Raw genomic sequence first — 16,754 nt, 5'->3', positions numbered from 1 at the left:
CCGGCCAGTTGCCGGGGCTTTTTTAAGGAGCAAAAATGTTGTACCCCCTCGCCAGGCATTTCTTGTTCAAGCTCAATCCTGAACAGGCACACGATCTCTCCATCAAATATTTGCCCCGCCTTCTCGGTACGCCACTTGATTGTTTCTTCCGCCATTCACTGCCCAAACGCCCCGTCACTGTCATGGGGCTTTATTTTGCCAATCCGGTCGGACTGGCTGCGGGTCTGGATAAGGACGGGGAGTGCATCGATGCATTTGGTGCCATGGGGTTTGGCTTTATTGAAGTAGGTACAGTGACTCCCAAGCCCCAGAGCGGCAATGACAAGCCTCGTCTGTTCCGGGTTATTCCGGCAGAGGGGATCATCAACCGGATGGGGTTCAACAACAAGGGCGTCGACCATCTGGTTGCCCAGGTCAAGAAAGCCAAATACCAGGGTGTCATCGGCATCAATATCGGCAAGAACAAGGACACCCCGATAGAGCAGGGCAAGGACGATTATCTGATCTGCATGGACAAGGTTTATGATCATGCTGGTTATATTGCCGTCAATATTTCTTCCCCCAACACCCCGGGTTTGCGTCAGTTGCAATACGGTGACGCACTCGATGAGTTGCTGGCTGCGCTCAAGGTTCGTCAGCAGGAGCTGGCTGCCCAATATAAGAAGTACGTGCCGCTCGCCGTTAAAATTGCACCGGACTTGAGTCTGGATGAAATTAATCAGGTGGCCGCGTCCTTGATCAAAAACGGGATTGATGGCGTTATTGCCACCAATACCACCCTGGAGCGCGACATGATCTATGACATGCCCCATGCCGGTGAAGCGGGTGGCCTCAGCGGGCGTCCCTTGCAGCACAAGAGTACAGAGGTGATCCGCCAGCTGGCCAAGGCACTGGACGGCGCCCTGCCCATCATAGGGGTCGGGGGCATAGACAGCGCCATGGCGGCGCGGGAGAAGCTGGCAGCGGGTGCCAGTCTGGTCCAGATTTACAGCGGCTTTATTTATAAAGGCCCGAGTCTGGTCAAAGAGATTGTGACCCATATTTAAGAAATAAATGGGTGCCCTTTATTTAAAGTTGCTGAAATTCTCGACATGGAATAAAGTCGAGTAACGACTTTCAGTAAGGGCACCCCCATGTGTATCCAACCCAATGACAATTGGCAGTGGCATTATGATGCTCATGATGATCGTCTGATGCTGGATTTATCCGATCACATGATATTCGCGACCGAATATAAAGGGCGACAGCTTGTCCCCTGTTCCTTTACCACCCAGCCTTTTTGTGTGGACGATGCCGCCCTCTATTATCAATTGATGGACAAGGCTGCCGAACTCGACTGGAGCACTCCCCATCAGGTCCAGTTGGTTCTCAATGCCATCGCCGTCAGTCGCTTTTATAAACCCCTGATGCCGCAAAGCTGGTTCTTTGCTGAAGTTCATCCCTTTATTATTCCTGAGACCGGCGCCCTGGTGTGCATGAATACCCCTCATGGCAAGGGGGAGTTCATGGTGATCGAGGCGGGTGAACAAGCCAGCGTCTGTTTGAATCTGACGGATGATCTGATTTTGACCGCCAGCAAAATCCTGCCCCGTTTCGGGGTGATCAAGGTAATGAACAACCGAATGATCGCCAGAGTATCAGCCCAGACACAGTACCGTCAGGTGGGGTGATATTCTCAAGTTGTTTTTTGTACAATATTTAGCCTGCTCTGGCTCGTCCTATATTTTCTGTCTCTTCATTTCACTCATACCTATTGCTCCATTCTCATCTTCTTCTAACGCTCAAAAAATGCCCTCGCATCAAGATGATGAGAGGGCGGCAAACACACACTACAGGAGGAATAAGCTGTTGTTCCAGCCACCCGGCTATTCTAAGGCTCATGGTTGCGTCTGAAACCTGATAGATATGACAGTCTGACGGTTGATGGAATAGCGGGGCGCGGCAAGTAAAAATAGCCCTCCTGTTTTCGGACGATAACGGGAGGGCAAAAACACGGGGTAACGAAAGGACATGCTCTGTCGGAAGAATAATAACTTCATGAGCCTTGTTTGGCACCTGTCAGATATGGCAATCATGGTGTGTTGAGATCTGCTGCGCCACGGATGTCGATAATATTTTCCTGCTGGCAAGGGAGATATAACCCGATTCAGATTGTCGCTATTTTGCGGTGATACCCAGTCATTCCATCAAGTGAGTTGGCGCAAGGCATCATAGAATGCCTGGCTTGCCCGTCCTGGTATCAAGGGGAATGGCAGAACGGGCGGAGAGGTGAGCCGGCCAACACGTAGAGAAACGCCCTGTTTCTGGCGTCATCACCAAGCTTTTGCTGCTCCGGATCGGCTCTTAAGGTATAATGCGGCACTATTTTTATGGCATCCCCGTGAGCGTGATGAAAGAATTTTTTGCAACCTGCCCCAAGGGGCTGGAAAACCTGTTGGCCGACGAGCTGACCACCCTGGGCGCAGAGCAGGTCCGTGAGACAGTCGCTGGCGTCCACTTCAAAGGCGAACTGGCGATTGGCTACAAGGCCTGCCTGTGGAGCCGTTTTGCCTCCCGTATCGTGCTGGTGCTGTCCGAATTCCAGATGAACGACGATCTGGATCTCTATCTGGGCGCCCACACCATCCCCTGGGAAGAGCACTTCTCCGGCACTTCCACCATTGCAGTGGACTTTACCGGCACCAACCCCGCCATTCGCAACACCCAGTACGGTGCGCTGAAGATCAAGGATGCCATCGTTGATCGCTTCACCAAGCGCGGTCATGTGCGCCCGGATGTGGACAAAAAGGCGCCGGATATTCGCATCATGGCGCACCTGGGCAAAGGCAAGGCCAATATCACGCTGGACTTGTCAGGCCCGGCGCTGCACCAGCGTTTCTATCGTCAGGGCACAGGTGAAGCACCGCTCAAAGAGAACCTGGCCTGCGCCATGATAGCCCGTAGCGGCTGGGCCGGTGAGCCCATGATGGACCCCATGTGCGGTTCCGGTACTCTGCTGATTGAAGCGGCCTTCATCGCCGCCGACATGGCGCCGGCCCTGCGCCGCGAGCGTTTCGGTTTTGATCGCTGGCTGCAGCACGATAGCGAACTGTGGCAGAGTCTGATGATGGAAGCGCAAGTGCGCGCCAAACGTGGCATGCAGCGTTGCGAGACCAAGTTGTTTGGTTGTGATACCGACGCCCGGGTATTGATGAAAGCCCGTGACAACGCCAAGGCGGCCGGTGTGGCGCACTTGATTACCTTCAAGCAGGCCGAAGTCAGTGCGCTGGATAACCCCTTGCCGATGGGAAGCGTCGAAGGGGAGGCTCGTCAGGTCGGTATGCTGATCTCCAACCCGCCTTATGGCGAGCGTCTGGGTGAGTTCCCGGCGCTGCTGGAAGTGCATCAGGCCCTCGGCGATGCCCTGCGTCGCAGTTTCCAGGGCTGGCGCGTCTCCATTCTCTCTGCCTCGCCCGAGCTCTTGAGCTGCCTGCGCCTGCGTGCCGACAAGCAATATCGCCTGTTCAACGGCGCCCTTGAGTGTCAGCTGCGTAATTATCAGATCGCACTGGACTCCGTGGCTTCCCAGAAAGAGGTCGCGCAGGACTTTGCCAACCGTCTGCGCAAGAATCTGAAGACGCTCGAGAAATGGGCGAGTAAAGAGGGCATCGATTGCTATCGCCTGTATGATGCGGACCTGCCGGAATATAACGCCGCCATCGACCGCTATCAGGATTATCTGGTGGTGCAGGAGTACGCAGCGCCCAAGGACATTCCCGCCCAGAAGACCCGTCAGCGTCTGCTCGACATGGTTCAAGCCGCCATCAAGGTGACCGGCATGGACGGCGAAAAGGTGATCCTGAAAGTGCGTGAGCGTCAGGAAGGCAAACAGCAGTATCAGAAGCTCTCCGAAGAGCAGCACCGGATGGAGGTGCAGGAGTACGGCGCCCGTCTTTGGGTCAACCTCTACGACTATCTGGATACCGGCCTGTTCCTTGACCACCGTCAGACCCGCCGCATGCTGGGTCAGATGGCCAAGGGCAAGCGCTTCCTGAACCTGTTCGCCTATACCGGCAGTGCTACCGTGCACGCAGGTCTTGGCGGGGCCAGCGAGACCACCACCATTGACATGTCCCACACCTACCTGAACTGGGCGCAGGACAACATGCGTCTCAACTCGCTGGTGGGCCGTCAGCACAAGTTTGTGCAAGCCGACTGCCTGAAGTGGTTGTCTGAAGCCGATGATCAGTACGATCTCATCTTCATCGATCCGCCCACCTTCTCCAACTCCAAGCGGATGGATGAGAGCTTTGACGTACAGCGTGATCACCTGCTGCTGATGCAGCACCTGAAGCGCCTGCTGGCGGCGGATGGCACCCTGGTGTTTTCCAACAACAAGCGTCACTTCAAGATGGATATGGCCGGACTTGAAGCAGCAGGTCTCAAGGCCCAGAACATCACCCAGCAGACCCGACCGAAGGACTTCGAGCGTAACCAGCATATACACAACTGCTGGATCATCACCCACGCCGAGGCGCCAGCGCAGGCGTGATGCTGACCCTGTTTCACACCGACGGCTGCCACCTGTGCGAACAGGCATGGGGGCTGGTGGAGGAGGCCGGACTGGCTGGCCAGACCCGCCAGAGCGACATCATGGACGATGCCGAGTGGCTTGCCGCTTACCGGGTACGCATTCCGGTGCTGCGGGATGAGGCTGGCCGCGAGCTGGGCTGGCCCTTCACACTGGTTGAGTTGAAGGCCTGGGTTGAACGTCAGGATTAATGCTGATTTGACGATGAAACGGGAGCAGACCCAGTCTGTCGCCCGTTTTTTCATATGAAATAAGGAACGAAAATGGCTCTTTTAACATTGCACGGCGCTTGCTTGTCGTTCAGTGATTTCCCGCTGCTCGACAATGCCGAGCTCAGCATAGAGCGCGGTGAGCGTCTCTGTCTGGTCGGGCGCAACGGGGCGGGCAAGTCCACCCTGATGAAGGTCATCGCCGGCGAACTGCCGCTCGATGACGGTCGCATGGTGCAGCAGCAGGATCTGAAGGTGACTCGCCTCGAGCAAGATCCGCCTGCTTCCAGCGATCTGACCGTGTTTGACTACACGGCCGAGGGGCTGGCCGGCGTCGGCGAGCTGCTCAAGCAGTATCACCATATCTCCATGGAGCTGGCCCACGATCCGAGCGATGCCAACATTCGCATCATGAGCGAGCTGCAAGAACAGCTCGATTATCAGAATGGCTGGCAGTTCGAGACCCGTATCAGCCAGGTGCTGACCCTGCTGAACCTCGATCCCGACGCGACCCTGGATAGCCTCTCCGGTGGCTGGCTGCGCAAAGTCGCCCTGGCCCGTGCACTGGCATGCGACCCCGATCTGTTGCTGCTGGATGAGCCGACCAACCACCTGGACATCGAAGCCATCAACTGGCTGGAAGAGTTCCTGAAAGATTTCCGTGGCGCCATCGTCTTCATCTCCCACGACCGGGAGTTCATCCACAAGCTGGCAACCCGGATCATCGATCTGGACCGTGGCGAGATCACCTCCTGGCCTGGCAACTACGATCAGTACCTGCTGGGCAAAGAGGAGTGGCTGCGGGTCGAGGAGCTGAAAAACGCCGAGTTCGATCGCAAGCTGGCTCAGGAGGAGGTGTGGGTCCGCCAAGGGATCAAGGCGCGCCGCACCCGCAACGAAGGCCGCGTTCGTGCCCTCGAGGCGATGCGGATGGAGCGTTCCCAGCGGCGCGAGCTGCAGGGCAAGGCCAAGCTGCAGATGGACGATGTGAATCGTTCCGGCAAGCTGGTGTTCGAGACCGAAGGACTGGGGCTGGACTTTGGCGATCGGACCCTGTTCCAGGGGCTGGATCTGCAAGTGCTGCGTGGCGACAAGATTGCCCTGGTGGGGCCCAATGGTTGCGGCAAATCCACGCTTATCAAGCTGTTGCTCGGTCAGCTCGAGCCCAGCCGTGGCCAGGTCAAGGGCGGAACCAAGCTGGAAGTGGCCTACTTTGACCAGTATCGTGATCAGCTCGATCCCGAGCAGACGGTGATGGACAACGTGGGGGAGGGCAAGCAGGAAGTGATGGTGCGCGGCCGCTCTCGCCACATTCTGGGTTACCTGCAGGACTTCCTGTTTGAACCCAAGCGGGCACGTACCCCGGTGAAAGCCTTGTCAGGAGGCGAAAAAAACCGTTTACTGTTGGCCAAATTGTTCTTGAAGCCCAGTAATTTACTGATCCTCGATGAACCAACCAACGACCTGGATGTCGAAACGCTGGAACTGCTGGAAGAGCTGCTGGCAGACTATCCTGGCACCCTGTTGCTGGTGAGCCATGATCGTCGGTTTATCGACAATACGGTGACCGGTTGCTGGCTGTTTGAAGGGGATGGCCGCATCAGTGATTACGTCGGGGGTTATGCCGACATGATGGCGACCCGTGCTTTGCAAAGTACGCAACAGGCGGCGAAAGTGGCGCAGGCCAAAGCGCCAGAGCCTGTCGCTGTGGCGAGCCAGGCGGTCCCAAAAACCAAAAAACTCTCTTACAAGTTGCAGCTGGAGCTGGATAATCTGCCAGCCCGACTGGAACAGCTGGAGACTGAGCTTGATGCCCTGCAGGCCGAGGTAAACCATCCCGGTTTCTTCGCCCTGCCGAGCGATCAAACCCAGCTCAAACTGGATGCCCTGAATGCAGCAGAGGCTGCATTGGAACAAGCCTTCTCCCGTTGGGAGGAGTTGGAAGCGTTGAAACATCAGGACTAAGGAAGTAGATGAAAAAGCAATTATCCATGCTGGCCATTCTGGTCAGCGCCAGCCTGCATGCCCAGGCGGCACAAAGCCCCTTTTTCACCATTGTCGACGGGTCTGACAAGGGATATGCCAGCGGGATCAGTGCCGATGGCAACGGGCTCATCGGGATCAACACCAAAAACAACATGGCCGAGCACTTCTCGACTGTGCGGTTTGCCGACTTCCTGGTCGATCGTTTCCGTTTTGAGCAGGGCTGCATGCTCTCCAATTCGGTCTGCAACTCCTTCTGGAGCGACAACAGCAACTTCGCCTTCCAGTGGCGTCGTGATTTCCTGGATGTCGTTGATCAACGCAGCAACGTGGGCTATGTCGTTCGCAGTGAAGTTGACGGTCTGGTCACTGCTCTGGGTGACGTGCCTGGCACTCAGGTCGGCTACAAGATGGATGGCAAGCTGCGTACCGCATTTGCCGTCGTCAATGACGGCAACAGCGTCAACCTCAAGGATGGCGCCAGCACCCACAGCCTGAGCGTGCCGACCAGCATCAAGAAGCTGGACAATGGCCAGTATCTGGTGACTGGCACCGCTGCCACCGGCAAGAACATTGCCGTCAATTCCGAGACCTATAACTGGTGCTTCGCCGGCAACGATGGTCAGTATGGCGACTATCGCTACTGCCCGGGCCTCAACACCCAAGCCAGCTTCTGGCTGCTCAACAGCACTGGTACCTTCAACAAGCTGGTCCAGGCCAATGAATATGCCCGTGGTCGCAACGAGGTGGTGCAGACCGCTTCCGCGCTCGGTGTTGGCAAATTCAACGGCAGCCTGTATGGGGTAGGTTACTCCTCCACCGGCGAGATAGGGACCAACTATCTGGATGGCCGCAACCTGGCGGCATATTGGACGCTGGATCTGGATAACAGCAAGGTTGGCACCACCCAAATCATACCGCTGGCCGAAGGCGAGCCGGGCAAGGATGACGCCAAGCTGCAACACAGCTGGGCTGTGGGGGTCAATGACAACGGTTATGTGATTGGCAACCAGCTCTATCGCATCAACAAGGGCCAGAACCGCCCGGTCGAGATGTTCGTGTTCAATCTCAACACCCCGGCCACCAATGCCGTCGTTTCCCTACAGGACAAGCCGCTGAGCGGTTCCGGCTCCGAGGCGGCGGCCATCAACAATCACAACATGGTGGTTGGCTGGCGCGATTCCCGTCATCAGACTCAGCCTGTGGTCAACGGTACCAATCGCATGCAGGAAGGCTTCCTGCTCAACGCGGCGACCGGCAACAACTGGTATCTGAACGATCTGATCTGCGGGCTGGATGACGCCGGTGCCAAGCAGTGTGCCCAGAACGGTTACTTCTATCACATCGCTTATGCCAGCGGCATCAGCACGGATGGTACTGTCGCTGCGACCGCTTATCGCTACAACAGCGAGAGCGAGCTCAACAACCGCAGCAACGCCACTGTGGTCAGCGTGAAGCTGGCTCCGGTTGTGAAGGATTACAAAAACAATGAACCTGCCAACTATGTGGTCGCCAATGCGCCGGTCAATAACCAGACCGGTCAGGATGGTGGCAGCGGTGGTGGCAGCCTGTTCTGGTTGACTCTGCTGGCCCTGCCGTTTACCTGGCTGCGCCGCTACCAACGATAAAAAGGCATGTCACTAAAAATTAATGCGGTTCAGTGTCTTGTGTCACAATGACCGGATAGCATGGAATTTTTTGTTTGACCCTGCCCGCCCTGTGGGGTAAAGATGAAAGCGACCGATGAATAATTGGTCGCTTTTTTTGTTCCACGAAGAGGGTCGTAGATGATGAAGAGACAGAAACGGGACCGTCTGGAAAGAGCTCGTGCTCGTGGTTATCAGGCTGGCGTGGTCGGCAAACAGAAAGAAGCGTGTCCGTATCAATGCCTGGATGCTCGTGGGCATTGGCTTGGTGGTTGGCGTGACGCCATGGAAGGGCGGGGCTCAGGCCTCTTCATGAAGTAATAGGTACTTCATCACTCATTACAAAAGGAAAGGGGCCATCGCGGCCCCTTTACGTTATCTCTGTCTTACCACTGGATCAGTCGATCAGAATGCGGTGGTATCTTTAAACAGGCCCACTTTCAGGTCGGTGGCACTATAGATGGGACGGCCATCGACTTCTACCACGCCATCGGCGATCCCCATCACCAGCTTGCGGTTGATCACGCGCTTGAAGGTGATCTTGTAGGTCACTTTCTTGGCGGTCGGCAGGATCTGGCCGGTGAATTTCACTTCGCCTACACCCAGGGCTCGGCCTTTGCCCGGGCCACCCTTCCAGCCGAGGAAGAAGCCGACCAGTTGCCACATGGCATCCAGCCCCAGGCAGCCAGGCATCACGGGATCACCCGGGAAGTGGCAATCGAAGAACCAGAGGTCCGGCGTAATGTCGAGCTCTGCCAGGATCTCGCCCTTGCCATGCTCACCACCGTTATCATTGATCTTGACGATGCGATCCATCATCAACATGTTGGGGGCGGGCAGCTGACTGTTACCCTCACCAAATAATTCGCCACGGCTGCAGGCAAGCAGCTCTTCACGAGTAAACGAGTCTTTGCCTTGTTCACACAGGGAAAGGCGGGCATCAATGGCGGTATTGTCTAGGGTCACGCTGTTTATCCTTCATATGGGTCAAAGCCGGGCCAATTTAGCGTACACTTGTGCGCTAAACAACTCCGATCTCTTCTTTTATTACAAGCTGAACAACCGGCCCAGCAGGCGACGGAGCAAGCCACCCTTGAATGCTGTGCCATTCAGTTCATCCAGGCGCTGCTGAATTCGGCCGAACAGGGTATCCGGCATATCCGGTTCACCCGCCACGCAGCCGGTCAGCAACTCGATGGCCTCTTCCACATGATCCACCGGATGAATGTGGAACTGACCCGCCGCGACGGCGGCAATCACCTCGTCGGAGAGGTTCAACTGCTGGATGTTGGTGCCCGGTAGAATGATGCCTTGCTTGCCTGTGATGCCGTGGATCTTGCACACCCGGAAGAAACCTTCAATCTTCTCGTTCACACCACCCACCGCCTGCACATTGCCGAACTGATCGACGGCGCCGGTAACGGCAAAATGCTGATAGATGGGCTGGCGGGCGAGGGCGGAGAGCAGGGCACACAGGCCGGTCAGAGAGGCGCTATCACCATCGATCTCGTGGTAGGACTGCTCGAACACCAGATTGGCAGAGAGCGGCGAGGGGGTTTCTGCACCAAACTTGTTGGAGAGATAACCGTGGATGATCATCATCGCCTTCGCGTGGATATGGCCAGCCAGTTCGGCTTTGCGTTCGACATCCGCAATGTCGCCATCGCCCAGATGCACGGTCGCGGTGAGACGTACCGGTTCGCCAAAATCATAAGGGTGGCCCGAGACCTGAATGACGGAGAGGCCATTGATCTGACCGATCTCCTCATCGTCGGTCTGCAGCAGGATCTGGCCATCAATGACGCCCTGATCGGATTGCTCCACCAGGTAGTTGAGGCGGTAGTCCTGCTCTTCCAGCGCCAACCGGATATGTTCATCGGTCACGGTTTCGGCTTCCATCTCGCGGGCCAGGCTGTCAGCCATGCGCATGATGGCACCGAGCTGGATCTCGGACAGAGAGAGCCACTCCTGATGGTCACACAGGCGGCTGGCATGACGACAGAGGGCGGCGAGGGCTGCCGGGGTGAAGTCCAGCAGAGCCCAGCGTTCACGGATCCAGGCGAGGTATTGCAGGAACTCAGGCAAGTCTTCCTCAGTATTGACCTCTGACACCAGATCCGCGCGCAGGAAGATGCGCTCGGACATGTCCCTGTCCAGCATCTGGAACTCGGATACCTCGAGGCGATCGCCAACCAGGATCAGCTTCAGCCGGATAGGGGTCGCCTCGGGGGTGAAGAAGGGGGTCAGAGTCTTGCCTTCCTGATAGGCGTTCCAGTCGAGCTCGCCTTTTTGGATGGCGTTTTTGAGCTTGAACCAGAGGTGAGGCTGATCCAGCAGCTCGTCGAGTTGCAAAATAAGGTAACCACCATTGGCCTGGCGCAACAGGCCCGGCTCAAGCAGATGCTGGTTGGCATACACTGAACCTTGCTCGGTCTGATAGTTGATGGAGCCGAACAGGGTATCCCAGTTCAGATCCCGGCCGTAAATCACGGGGGCTTCCTGCTCTTCATGATGGATCAGCAGGTTGATGAGCACGGGATGCTGGAACTCGAGTCCCTGGGCCACATGAGCAGCCAGATCGGAGAGAAAGTCATCGATCTTGGGATCGTTGTTCTGCTTGCGCATGATGCGGGTGACCAAGCGCTCGGCATCCAGATGGTGACTCATCAGCTTGAGCAGCTCGCCAACCATTTCACAAAATTCGACGCCGCTACCAGGCTGCAGACGCAACCAGATAGGTTTGAACGGGTTGTTCAGGTTTTCTGTGTAACAGAGATCGAACAGGTCACCATCCTTGCCATTGGAGGCGGCGATCAGCGTCTGACAGACACCTTCATAATCTGCACCGGGGAAGCCGTTGAGTAGCATGACCGGGCAGTCGCCATCAAAACTGGCGAGGCGCTTGATGCCGGAAATGGCTCTGGGTTGCAAGGCGGCGAAGGGTATGGGTTCGATCTCGCTGAGGGCAGGGAACTGTTCAATCGCAAAAGCGGGTTTTAGTTGTTCTGATGTTAATTCAGCCACTTAAGATATCCGGTCGGAGATAGGATCATTTGTTTCCATTATACACAGTTCAATTAGTGGGAACAGGAAACAAGATACAACATTTAACATAATATACATTATGCGCGGTTTTGATTTATGGGGCGGAGCAAGGTGCCAGATCTTGGTTTATCAAACTTGAAGATTCTCGCCAATTAGGTTGGCCACTTGACATGCCATGCAACCTGTTATCTCTCACTTATCGCCGGTTTATTCGTGCAGACGGTCCAGTGGTTTGTGGTTGGCACTTTCATGCCGTTCGCTGTTGCCGGTGTGCAGATACTTTGAGGTGGTGTCTATGCTGTCATGGCCCGCATCGGCCTGCACATGGGATAGCGGTCGCCCGTTGAGATTGATGTCGTGGGTAATGCCGGTGTGGCGAATGGAATGCGGGGTCAGGTTGCGCATCTCGGCGGCGTCCTGGGTAAAGCCATCTTGCTCAGCCAGGTTCGCTGCGGTCTGGATGACCGTCATGACCAGTTCACGCAGTTGGCGGATCCCGAGATTGGCATTGAGTTCGCCTTGTTCCCGGCCGTGTGCGGCAGCCTTGTGGCGTACAAAGAGCGGTGTCTGCTCATTGGGGGCTGGCAATGGCGACAACCCTAGGAAGATCCGATAGCGTTCGAGGGCCTCCAGCAAGGCATGGGATACCGCCACTGTGCGCCGCTTGCCACCCTTGCTGCGTGGAATGTAATAGCCCCAGACGCCGGTTTTGCCATCGCGGCGAAACTGACCCATGACGGGCGTGAACCCGGGTCTGGCTGCCACTTCCGAGATGCGCAGATAACAGGCGTACATCAGGCTTATCAGGAAGCGGCTGCGCTCGTGCTGATCCGGCGATTCGGTTGCCAGTCGGTCGGCGGCCTGCATCACGTAGGACCATTGCAACTCACTGAAGGCCTGGCCCTGATCATCAGGTTCCTGCTGGACCGGTCGCTTGACTCGTTGCAGCAGCAGAGCCGGATTTCTGTCCATGTACTCTTCCTGGATCAGAAACTGGAAGAAGGCCGACAGAATGGCGAGCTTGGTCTTCATTGCCTGCTCGCTCAGACGGTATGGCAGCTCGCGGCCCAGCTCCCGTTTGCCGAGAAAGGGTCGCCACAAGGGATTGGGCAGCCGTTCTCCCCACTCCTTGTCGAGGATGAACTGCGCCACGTTGCGGTAGGCAATCAGCGGCTCTGGCGGCGCCTGACAGTAGTCGAGGTAACGCATCATGATACGCCGGGTCAGATCTTTCGGGCTGATGGCCAGCTCGCTGAAACACCAGTGCAGAAACGTCGTCAACTCGCTGCGGTAGGTCTTGTAGTTGTTCTCGTTGTGGCGCTGTTCCAGCAGCCAGTCGACCGCCAGTTCGTAGACGAGCCCCGCATCGGGCACGTCGTTCAGGCTGAGGTTGGCCAGATACTGATTGACCTGAGGGTTGCCCGCCTCTAGGTGAGCCAGGCCATCAAACAGCGGCATGGCGGGTGGAAGTAACATAGAGGTCATGGTGGTGCTTGCTTGGTTCATGGAATGGAGGCCGGCTGCCCCGCTCAAAAGCTGATGCCGATAAATGGGGTTATCGGCATCACTGTGTGGCTAACAAATCCGGGCGTGTGTGAGGCTGAATCGTCCGTTGCAACCGGTTTGCACAACATGCTGTCCATATTCAATGGATATGCACGCTGGTTGGAAAATTCTCGGGATAAATAGCCGTAAAAATGATTTTTAATGCTACATATGTGAATGGTTTGCAAGGGTGCCCCTGGGGTAAGGCTAATCCGGCATCCCTCCTCTGCCCCTCAGGCCACGCTCTTGAGAGATTTCCCCTTGGGTTTGTCGGCATCACTCTTCTCTGCCGTTTTTTGGAGATCCTCTTTGGGACTCCCCTGCCCCTTGCCACCGCGCAGCACGTTTTGCAGTACGTCACGCTGTTCGGCCAGGTAGAAGGCCAAGCTCTCCTGCTGTTCGGGTTCGAGGGCGACAGGTGCCCCCGCCAGCAGGGTCATCAACTCATCGGCGGTATCCAGCAGCTTGTCATAGGCATCCGCCTCTTTCTTGCTGGCAAAGGTCATCTTCTCCACTCCCCCACGCACGACAACATATTTGATCTCAACGGCCATAGTGGCGTCCTCTTCATGATAGTGACCACAAGTATATGTACGGATATACAGTATTGCAAATAACCCTTCCCAACGGGCTCTTATCATGGTGGTCGTGCCGATTACGCGGCCGTCATCACATTGATGAAAGGGTCATTTGACATCCGCTTTACGCAAGTCGGATGATGGGCTCATGACGATCACAAGACAACTGCTCATACTGCTGCTGGTTGAAGTGATGCTCCTCGGGGGCATCGCTCATCTGGTCATTGGTCTCTCTCCCCTGCTCTCCCTGCTGTTTGTGGTGCTGGCGCTGCTGGGGCTGCGCTGTCTGGTGGTATTGCTGACCTGGGGATTCTCCCGCTTCTACCCTGTCCCCGCCATCGGTCTGCGTGCCTGGCTGCACATGGTGATCCGGGAGATGTTCGCCTACCTGCTCACCTTCACCTGGCTGCTGCCGTTTGAGCGGCTGCTGATGGCGCCGGACAGGCTCACCCCTTCTCCCCTGCCCCTGCTGCTGGTACACGGTTACGGCTGCAGTCGCGGGATCTGGCGGCTGCAGCGCGCCCGGCTGGAAGCTGCCGGCCACGTGGTTGCCACCGTGACTCTGACTCCTCCCTTCGGTCATCTCGATGACATGGTCCCCCTGCTGGCAAGGCGCATCGACGAGGTGCTGGCCGCCACCGGCGCCGCTCAGCTGGTGCTGATTGGCCACAGCATGGGCGGGCTGGTGTGCCGTGACTACCTGGCCCTGGCCGGTGGTGGCAAGGTTGCGCAACTCATCACCCTGGCGACCCCTCATCAAGGCAGCCAGCTGGCTGCCCTTGGCCTGGGAGAGAACGCGCGGGAGATGGAGCCGGGCTCCGGCTGGCTGCAACGCTTCGCCGCCGTGCCGCTGTGCGTGCCCGGGATTTCGGTGCGCACCAGTCATGACAACTTTGTGTTGCCCCAGTCCCGTCAGCGGATGGAGGGCATGGAAGATATTGAGCTCGCCGCCCTTGGCCATCTCTCCCTCATCTACTCGCGCCGTACCACGGCCCTGCTGCTGACCCTGCTTGCCCGCTCCCAGCCACAAACGAAAAGGGCCTGATTGCTCAGGCCCCGGTTTATCGAATGTTTCCTCAAATCAGAAGTGAATGCCCTTGATCAGGGTAGATACCGCCATCTGATCCGCAGAGGCCTTGGATTCACCGCCCTCTTTGGGATCCGAGAAGGTACGGAAGCTGGTGTTCATGATCACCTGGGCCACCCGTGGCGCCAGAGCATGGATCACCTGACCGAACACCCCGAGACGGGTGGCCAGCCGCACATGCTTGTTGATGATGGTGTCGCACACCAGATCGGCGGCCTCTTCCGGCGTCATCATGGGCACCTGTTCATACACCTTGGTCGGCGCCACCATGGGGGTTTTCACCAGCGGCATGTTGATGATGGAGAAGTTGACTCCCTTGTCGGCAAACTCGGACGCCGCGGTACGCACCCAGGCGTCGAGTGCCGACTTGGAGGCGACGTAGGCGGAGAAGCGCGGTGCATTGGTCAACACCCCGATGGAGGAGATGTTGATGATGTGGCCCTTCTTCTTCTCGATCATGGTGGGCAGCACCCCCATGATCACCTTGAGGGTGCCGAAGTAGTTGAGCTGCATGGTGCGCTCCAGATCGTGGAAGCGCTCGAAAGAGTCCTCGATGGCGCGGCGGATGGAGCGGCCGGCATTGTTGATGAGGATGTCTACCCCGCCATGCTCGGCTACTATCTGCCGGGTGATCGCCTCCCCCTGCGCCAGATCCGCCAGATCCCCCTGATAGACCTGCAGGGTCAAGCCCTGCTCGGCAAACTCGGCCTGGGTCTCGACAATCTTGTGTTCGTCCCGGGCAATGGTCAGTACTGTTGCGCCCGCCTCGGCCAACTTTCTTGCGGTGGCCTTGCCGATGCCGGAGGTGGCGCCTGTGATCAGCACCACCTTGCCCTCGACCCGGCCGCGCAGGGTGCGATCGATGAACAGCTCGGGGTCGAGGTGACGCTCCCAGTAATCCCACAGCCGCCAGGCATAGCTGTGCAGCGGGGGCACTTCGATGCCGGTCCCTTTCAACACCCGCTGGGCTTCGCGATTGTCGAAGCGGGTGGGATAGTTGATGAGACGGAAGATGTCCTTGGGCAGGCCGAGATCGGCGATCGCCGCATCGCGAATGCGCCGCACCGGCGTCAGCGCCATCAGCATGGTCATCAGATGGCGGGGAATGAAGCTGAACAGGGCCGCATTGATGCGAATGGCGGGCTCGGGCGCGTGGGCCGCACGGGAGAAAGTGCTCAGCATGTCGCCAACCCGCATCGGATGGGAGTCGGTCAGGTGGAACGCCTTGTTGTCTTCCCCCTCCAGATGGGCGATGTGATCGATGGCATCCACCACGAAGTTGACCGGCACCAGGTTGATGCGACCCCCTTCGACACCGATGGCGGGCATCCAGGGCGGCAGCAGGCGGCGCAGCTTCTGGATGGTCTTGAAGAAGTAATAGGGGCCGTCCACCTTGTCCATCTCGCCTGTGTTGGCATCCCCTACCACTATACCGGGCCGATAGATGCGCCAGGGGATGGTGCTCTCCTTGCGCACTATGCCCTCGGCCTCGTGCTTGGTCTGGAAATAGGGCATGTCGAGATGCTCGGCCTCATCGAACATGTCTTCCCTGAACAGACCGTCGAACAGGCCTGCCACCGCGATGGAGCTGCAATGATGGAAACAGCGGGCGCCGAGTCGCTCGGCCAGCAACAGCGCTTGACGGGTACCCTCGGCATTGACCTGCTGCTGAATGCCCGCCTTGGCGTTGAGATCATAGATAGCGGCGAGATGGAGGAAGTGATCGATCCGGCCGATGAGCGGTTCCTGCTCGGCGACACTCACACCGAGTTGCGGATGGGTCATGTCCCCGACGACCGGAATGGCGCGCTGCGCATCGACGCCCCAGTAGGCCAGCAGTGCGGGTACCCGCTCAAGATGGGCTGCGCGCATCAAGAAATGCACCCGGCTATTTGGGCGCTGCAGCAGTTTTTTAATCAGCCGGCGGCCGATAAAACCGCTGCCCCCCGTGATGAAATAGTCCATGGTATTTATTTCCCTTACTGATTGGGCTGTTAGTTGCTGTTAGATATATCACGCTTCAAATGGAAATATTCATTTGAACATCATCTTCGTGACCCAGACCAAAATTACCACGACTGCCTGTTCCGT

13 protein-coding genes are annotated in these 16,754 nt (G+C 57.3%); 8 read left to right on the top strand and 5 right to left on the bottom strand.

Features of this window, described 5'->3' with window-relative positions:
- Positions 1-35 precede the first annotated feature (35 nt).
- From pyrD to rmf, 7 genes are all read left to right on the top strand, one after another.
- On the top strand, positions 36-1,046 hold the full coding sequence (gene pyrD / locus BN1128_RS03825) for a quinone-dependent dihydroorotate dehydrogenase (protein WP_042866424.1): 1,011 nt from the start codon (positions 36-38) through the stop codon (positions 1,044-1,046).
- An 87-nt stretch (positions 1,047-1,133) separates the two neighbouring features.
- On the top strand, positions 1,134-1,670 hold the full coding sequence (locus tag BN1128_RS03820) for a cell division protein ZapC (RefSeq protein ID WP_042866422.1): 537 nt from the start codon (positions 1,134-1,136) through the stop codon (positions 1,668-1,670).
- A gap of 683 nt (positions 1,671-2,353) precedes the next feature.
- Entirely contained in the window at positions 2,354-4,531 is a 2,178-nt protein-coding gene (gene rlmKL, locus BN1128_RS03815; protein ID WP_042866421.1) for a bifunctional 23S rRNA (guanine(2069)-N(7))-methyltransferase RlmK/23S rRNA (guanine(2445)-N(2))-methyltransferase RlmL, read from the top strand.
- Positions 4,531-4,761 (top strand): glutaredoxin family protein, encoded by a 231-nt coding sequence (locus tag BN1128_RS03810; protein ID WP_042866420.1) that lies wholly within the window; start codon positions 4,531-4,533, stop codon positions 4,759-4,761. The genes rlmKL and BN1128_RS03810 overlap by 1 nt, the downstream gene beginning before the upstream one ends.
- 72 nt (positions 4,762-4,833) lie before the next feature.
- Complete coding sequence (uup, locus tag BN1128_RS03805) at positions 4,834-6,744, top strand: ATP-binding cassette ATPase Uup (RefSeq protein ID WP_042866418.1); 1,911 nt, start codon at positions 4,834-4,836, stop codon at positions 6,742-6,744.
- Positions 6,745-6,752: 8 nt separating this feature from the next.
- Entirely contained in the window at positions 6,753-8,390 is a 1,638-nt protein-coding gene (locus BN1128_RS03800) for a DUF3466 family protein (RefSeq protein WP_042866417.1), read from the top strand.
- Positions 8,391-8,549: 159 nt separating this feature from the next.
- Positions 8,550-8,729, top strand: coding sequence for a ribosome modulation factor (gene rmf / locus BN1128_RS24420; RefSeq protein WP_005315693.1), 180 nt, complete (start codon positions 8,550-8,552; stop codon positions 8,727-8,729).
- Between the two features lie 84 nt (positions 8,730-8,813).
- Here rmf and fabA read toward each other — a convergent pair whose 3' ends face one another.
- From fabA to BN1128_RS03780, 4 genes are all read right to left on the bottom strand, one after another.
- Positions 8,814-9,374 carry a 3-hydroxyacyl-[acyl-carrier-protein] dehydratase FabA gene (gene fabA, locus BN1128_RS03795; RefSeq protein ID WP_042037785.1) on the bottom strand — a complete coding sequence of 187 codons (561 nt, stop codon included), beginning with the start codon at positions 9,372-9,374 and terminating at the stop codon, positions 8,814-8,816.
- Between the two features lie 81 nt (positions 9,375-9,455).
- Complete coding sequence (locus tag BN1128_RS03790; protein ID WP_042866415.1) at positions 9,456-11,432, bottom strand: Lon protease family protein; 1,977 nt, start codon at positions 11,430-11,432, stop codon at positions 9,456-9,458.
- Between the two features lie 228 nt (positions 11,433-11,660).
- The gene (locus tag BN1128_RS03785; protein ID WP_042866413.1) at positions 11,661-12,938 is read right to left on the bottom strand and encodes a tyrosine-type recombinase/integrase; all 1,278 of its coding nucleotides are present in this window, start codon (positions 12,936-12,938) and stop codon (positions 11,661-11,663) included.
- A 293-nt stretch (positions 12,939-13,231) separates the two neighbouring features.
- The gene (locus tag BN1128_RS03780) at positions 13,232-13,552 is read right to left on the bottom strand and encodes a YebG family protein (protein ID WP_042866412.1); all 321 of its coding nucleotides are present in this window, start codon (positions 13,550-13,552) and stop codon (positions 13,232-13,234) included.
- A gap of 172 nt (positions 13,553-13,724) precedes the next feature.
- Here BN1128_RS03780 and BN1128_RS03775 point away from each other — a divergent pair, with 172 nt between their 5' ends.
- The gene (locus BN1128_RS03775) at positions 13,725-14,621 is read left to right on the top strand and encodes an esterase/lipase family protein (RefSeq protein WP_042866411.1); all 897 of its coding nucleotides are present in this window, start codon (positions 13,725-13,727) and stop codon (positions 14,619-14,621) included.
- 36 nt (positions 14,622-14,657) lie between these two features.
- Here BN1128_RS03775 and BN1128_RS03770 read toward each other — a convergent pair whose 3' ends face one another.
- Entirely contained in the window at positions 14,658-16,628 is a 1,971-nt protein-coding gene (locus BN1128_RS03770; protein ID WP_042866410.1) for an SDR family oxidoreductase, read from the bottom strand.
- Between the last annotated feature and the right edge of the window lie 126 nt (positions 16,629-16,754).

The organism is Aeromonas piscicola, from assembly GCF_000820005.1.
GTDB classification, from domain to species: domain Bacteria; phylum Pseudomonadota; class Gammaproteobacteria; order Enterobacterales; family Aeromonadaceae; genus Aeromonas; species Aeromonas piscicola.
This window is presented reverse-complemented; position numbering and strand designations above follow the sequence as displayed.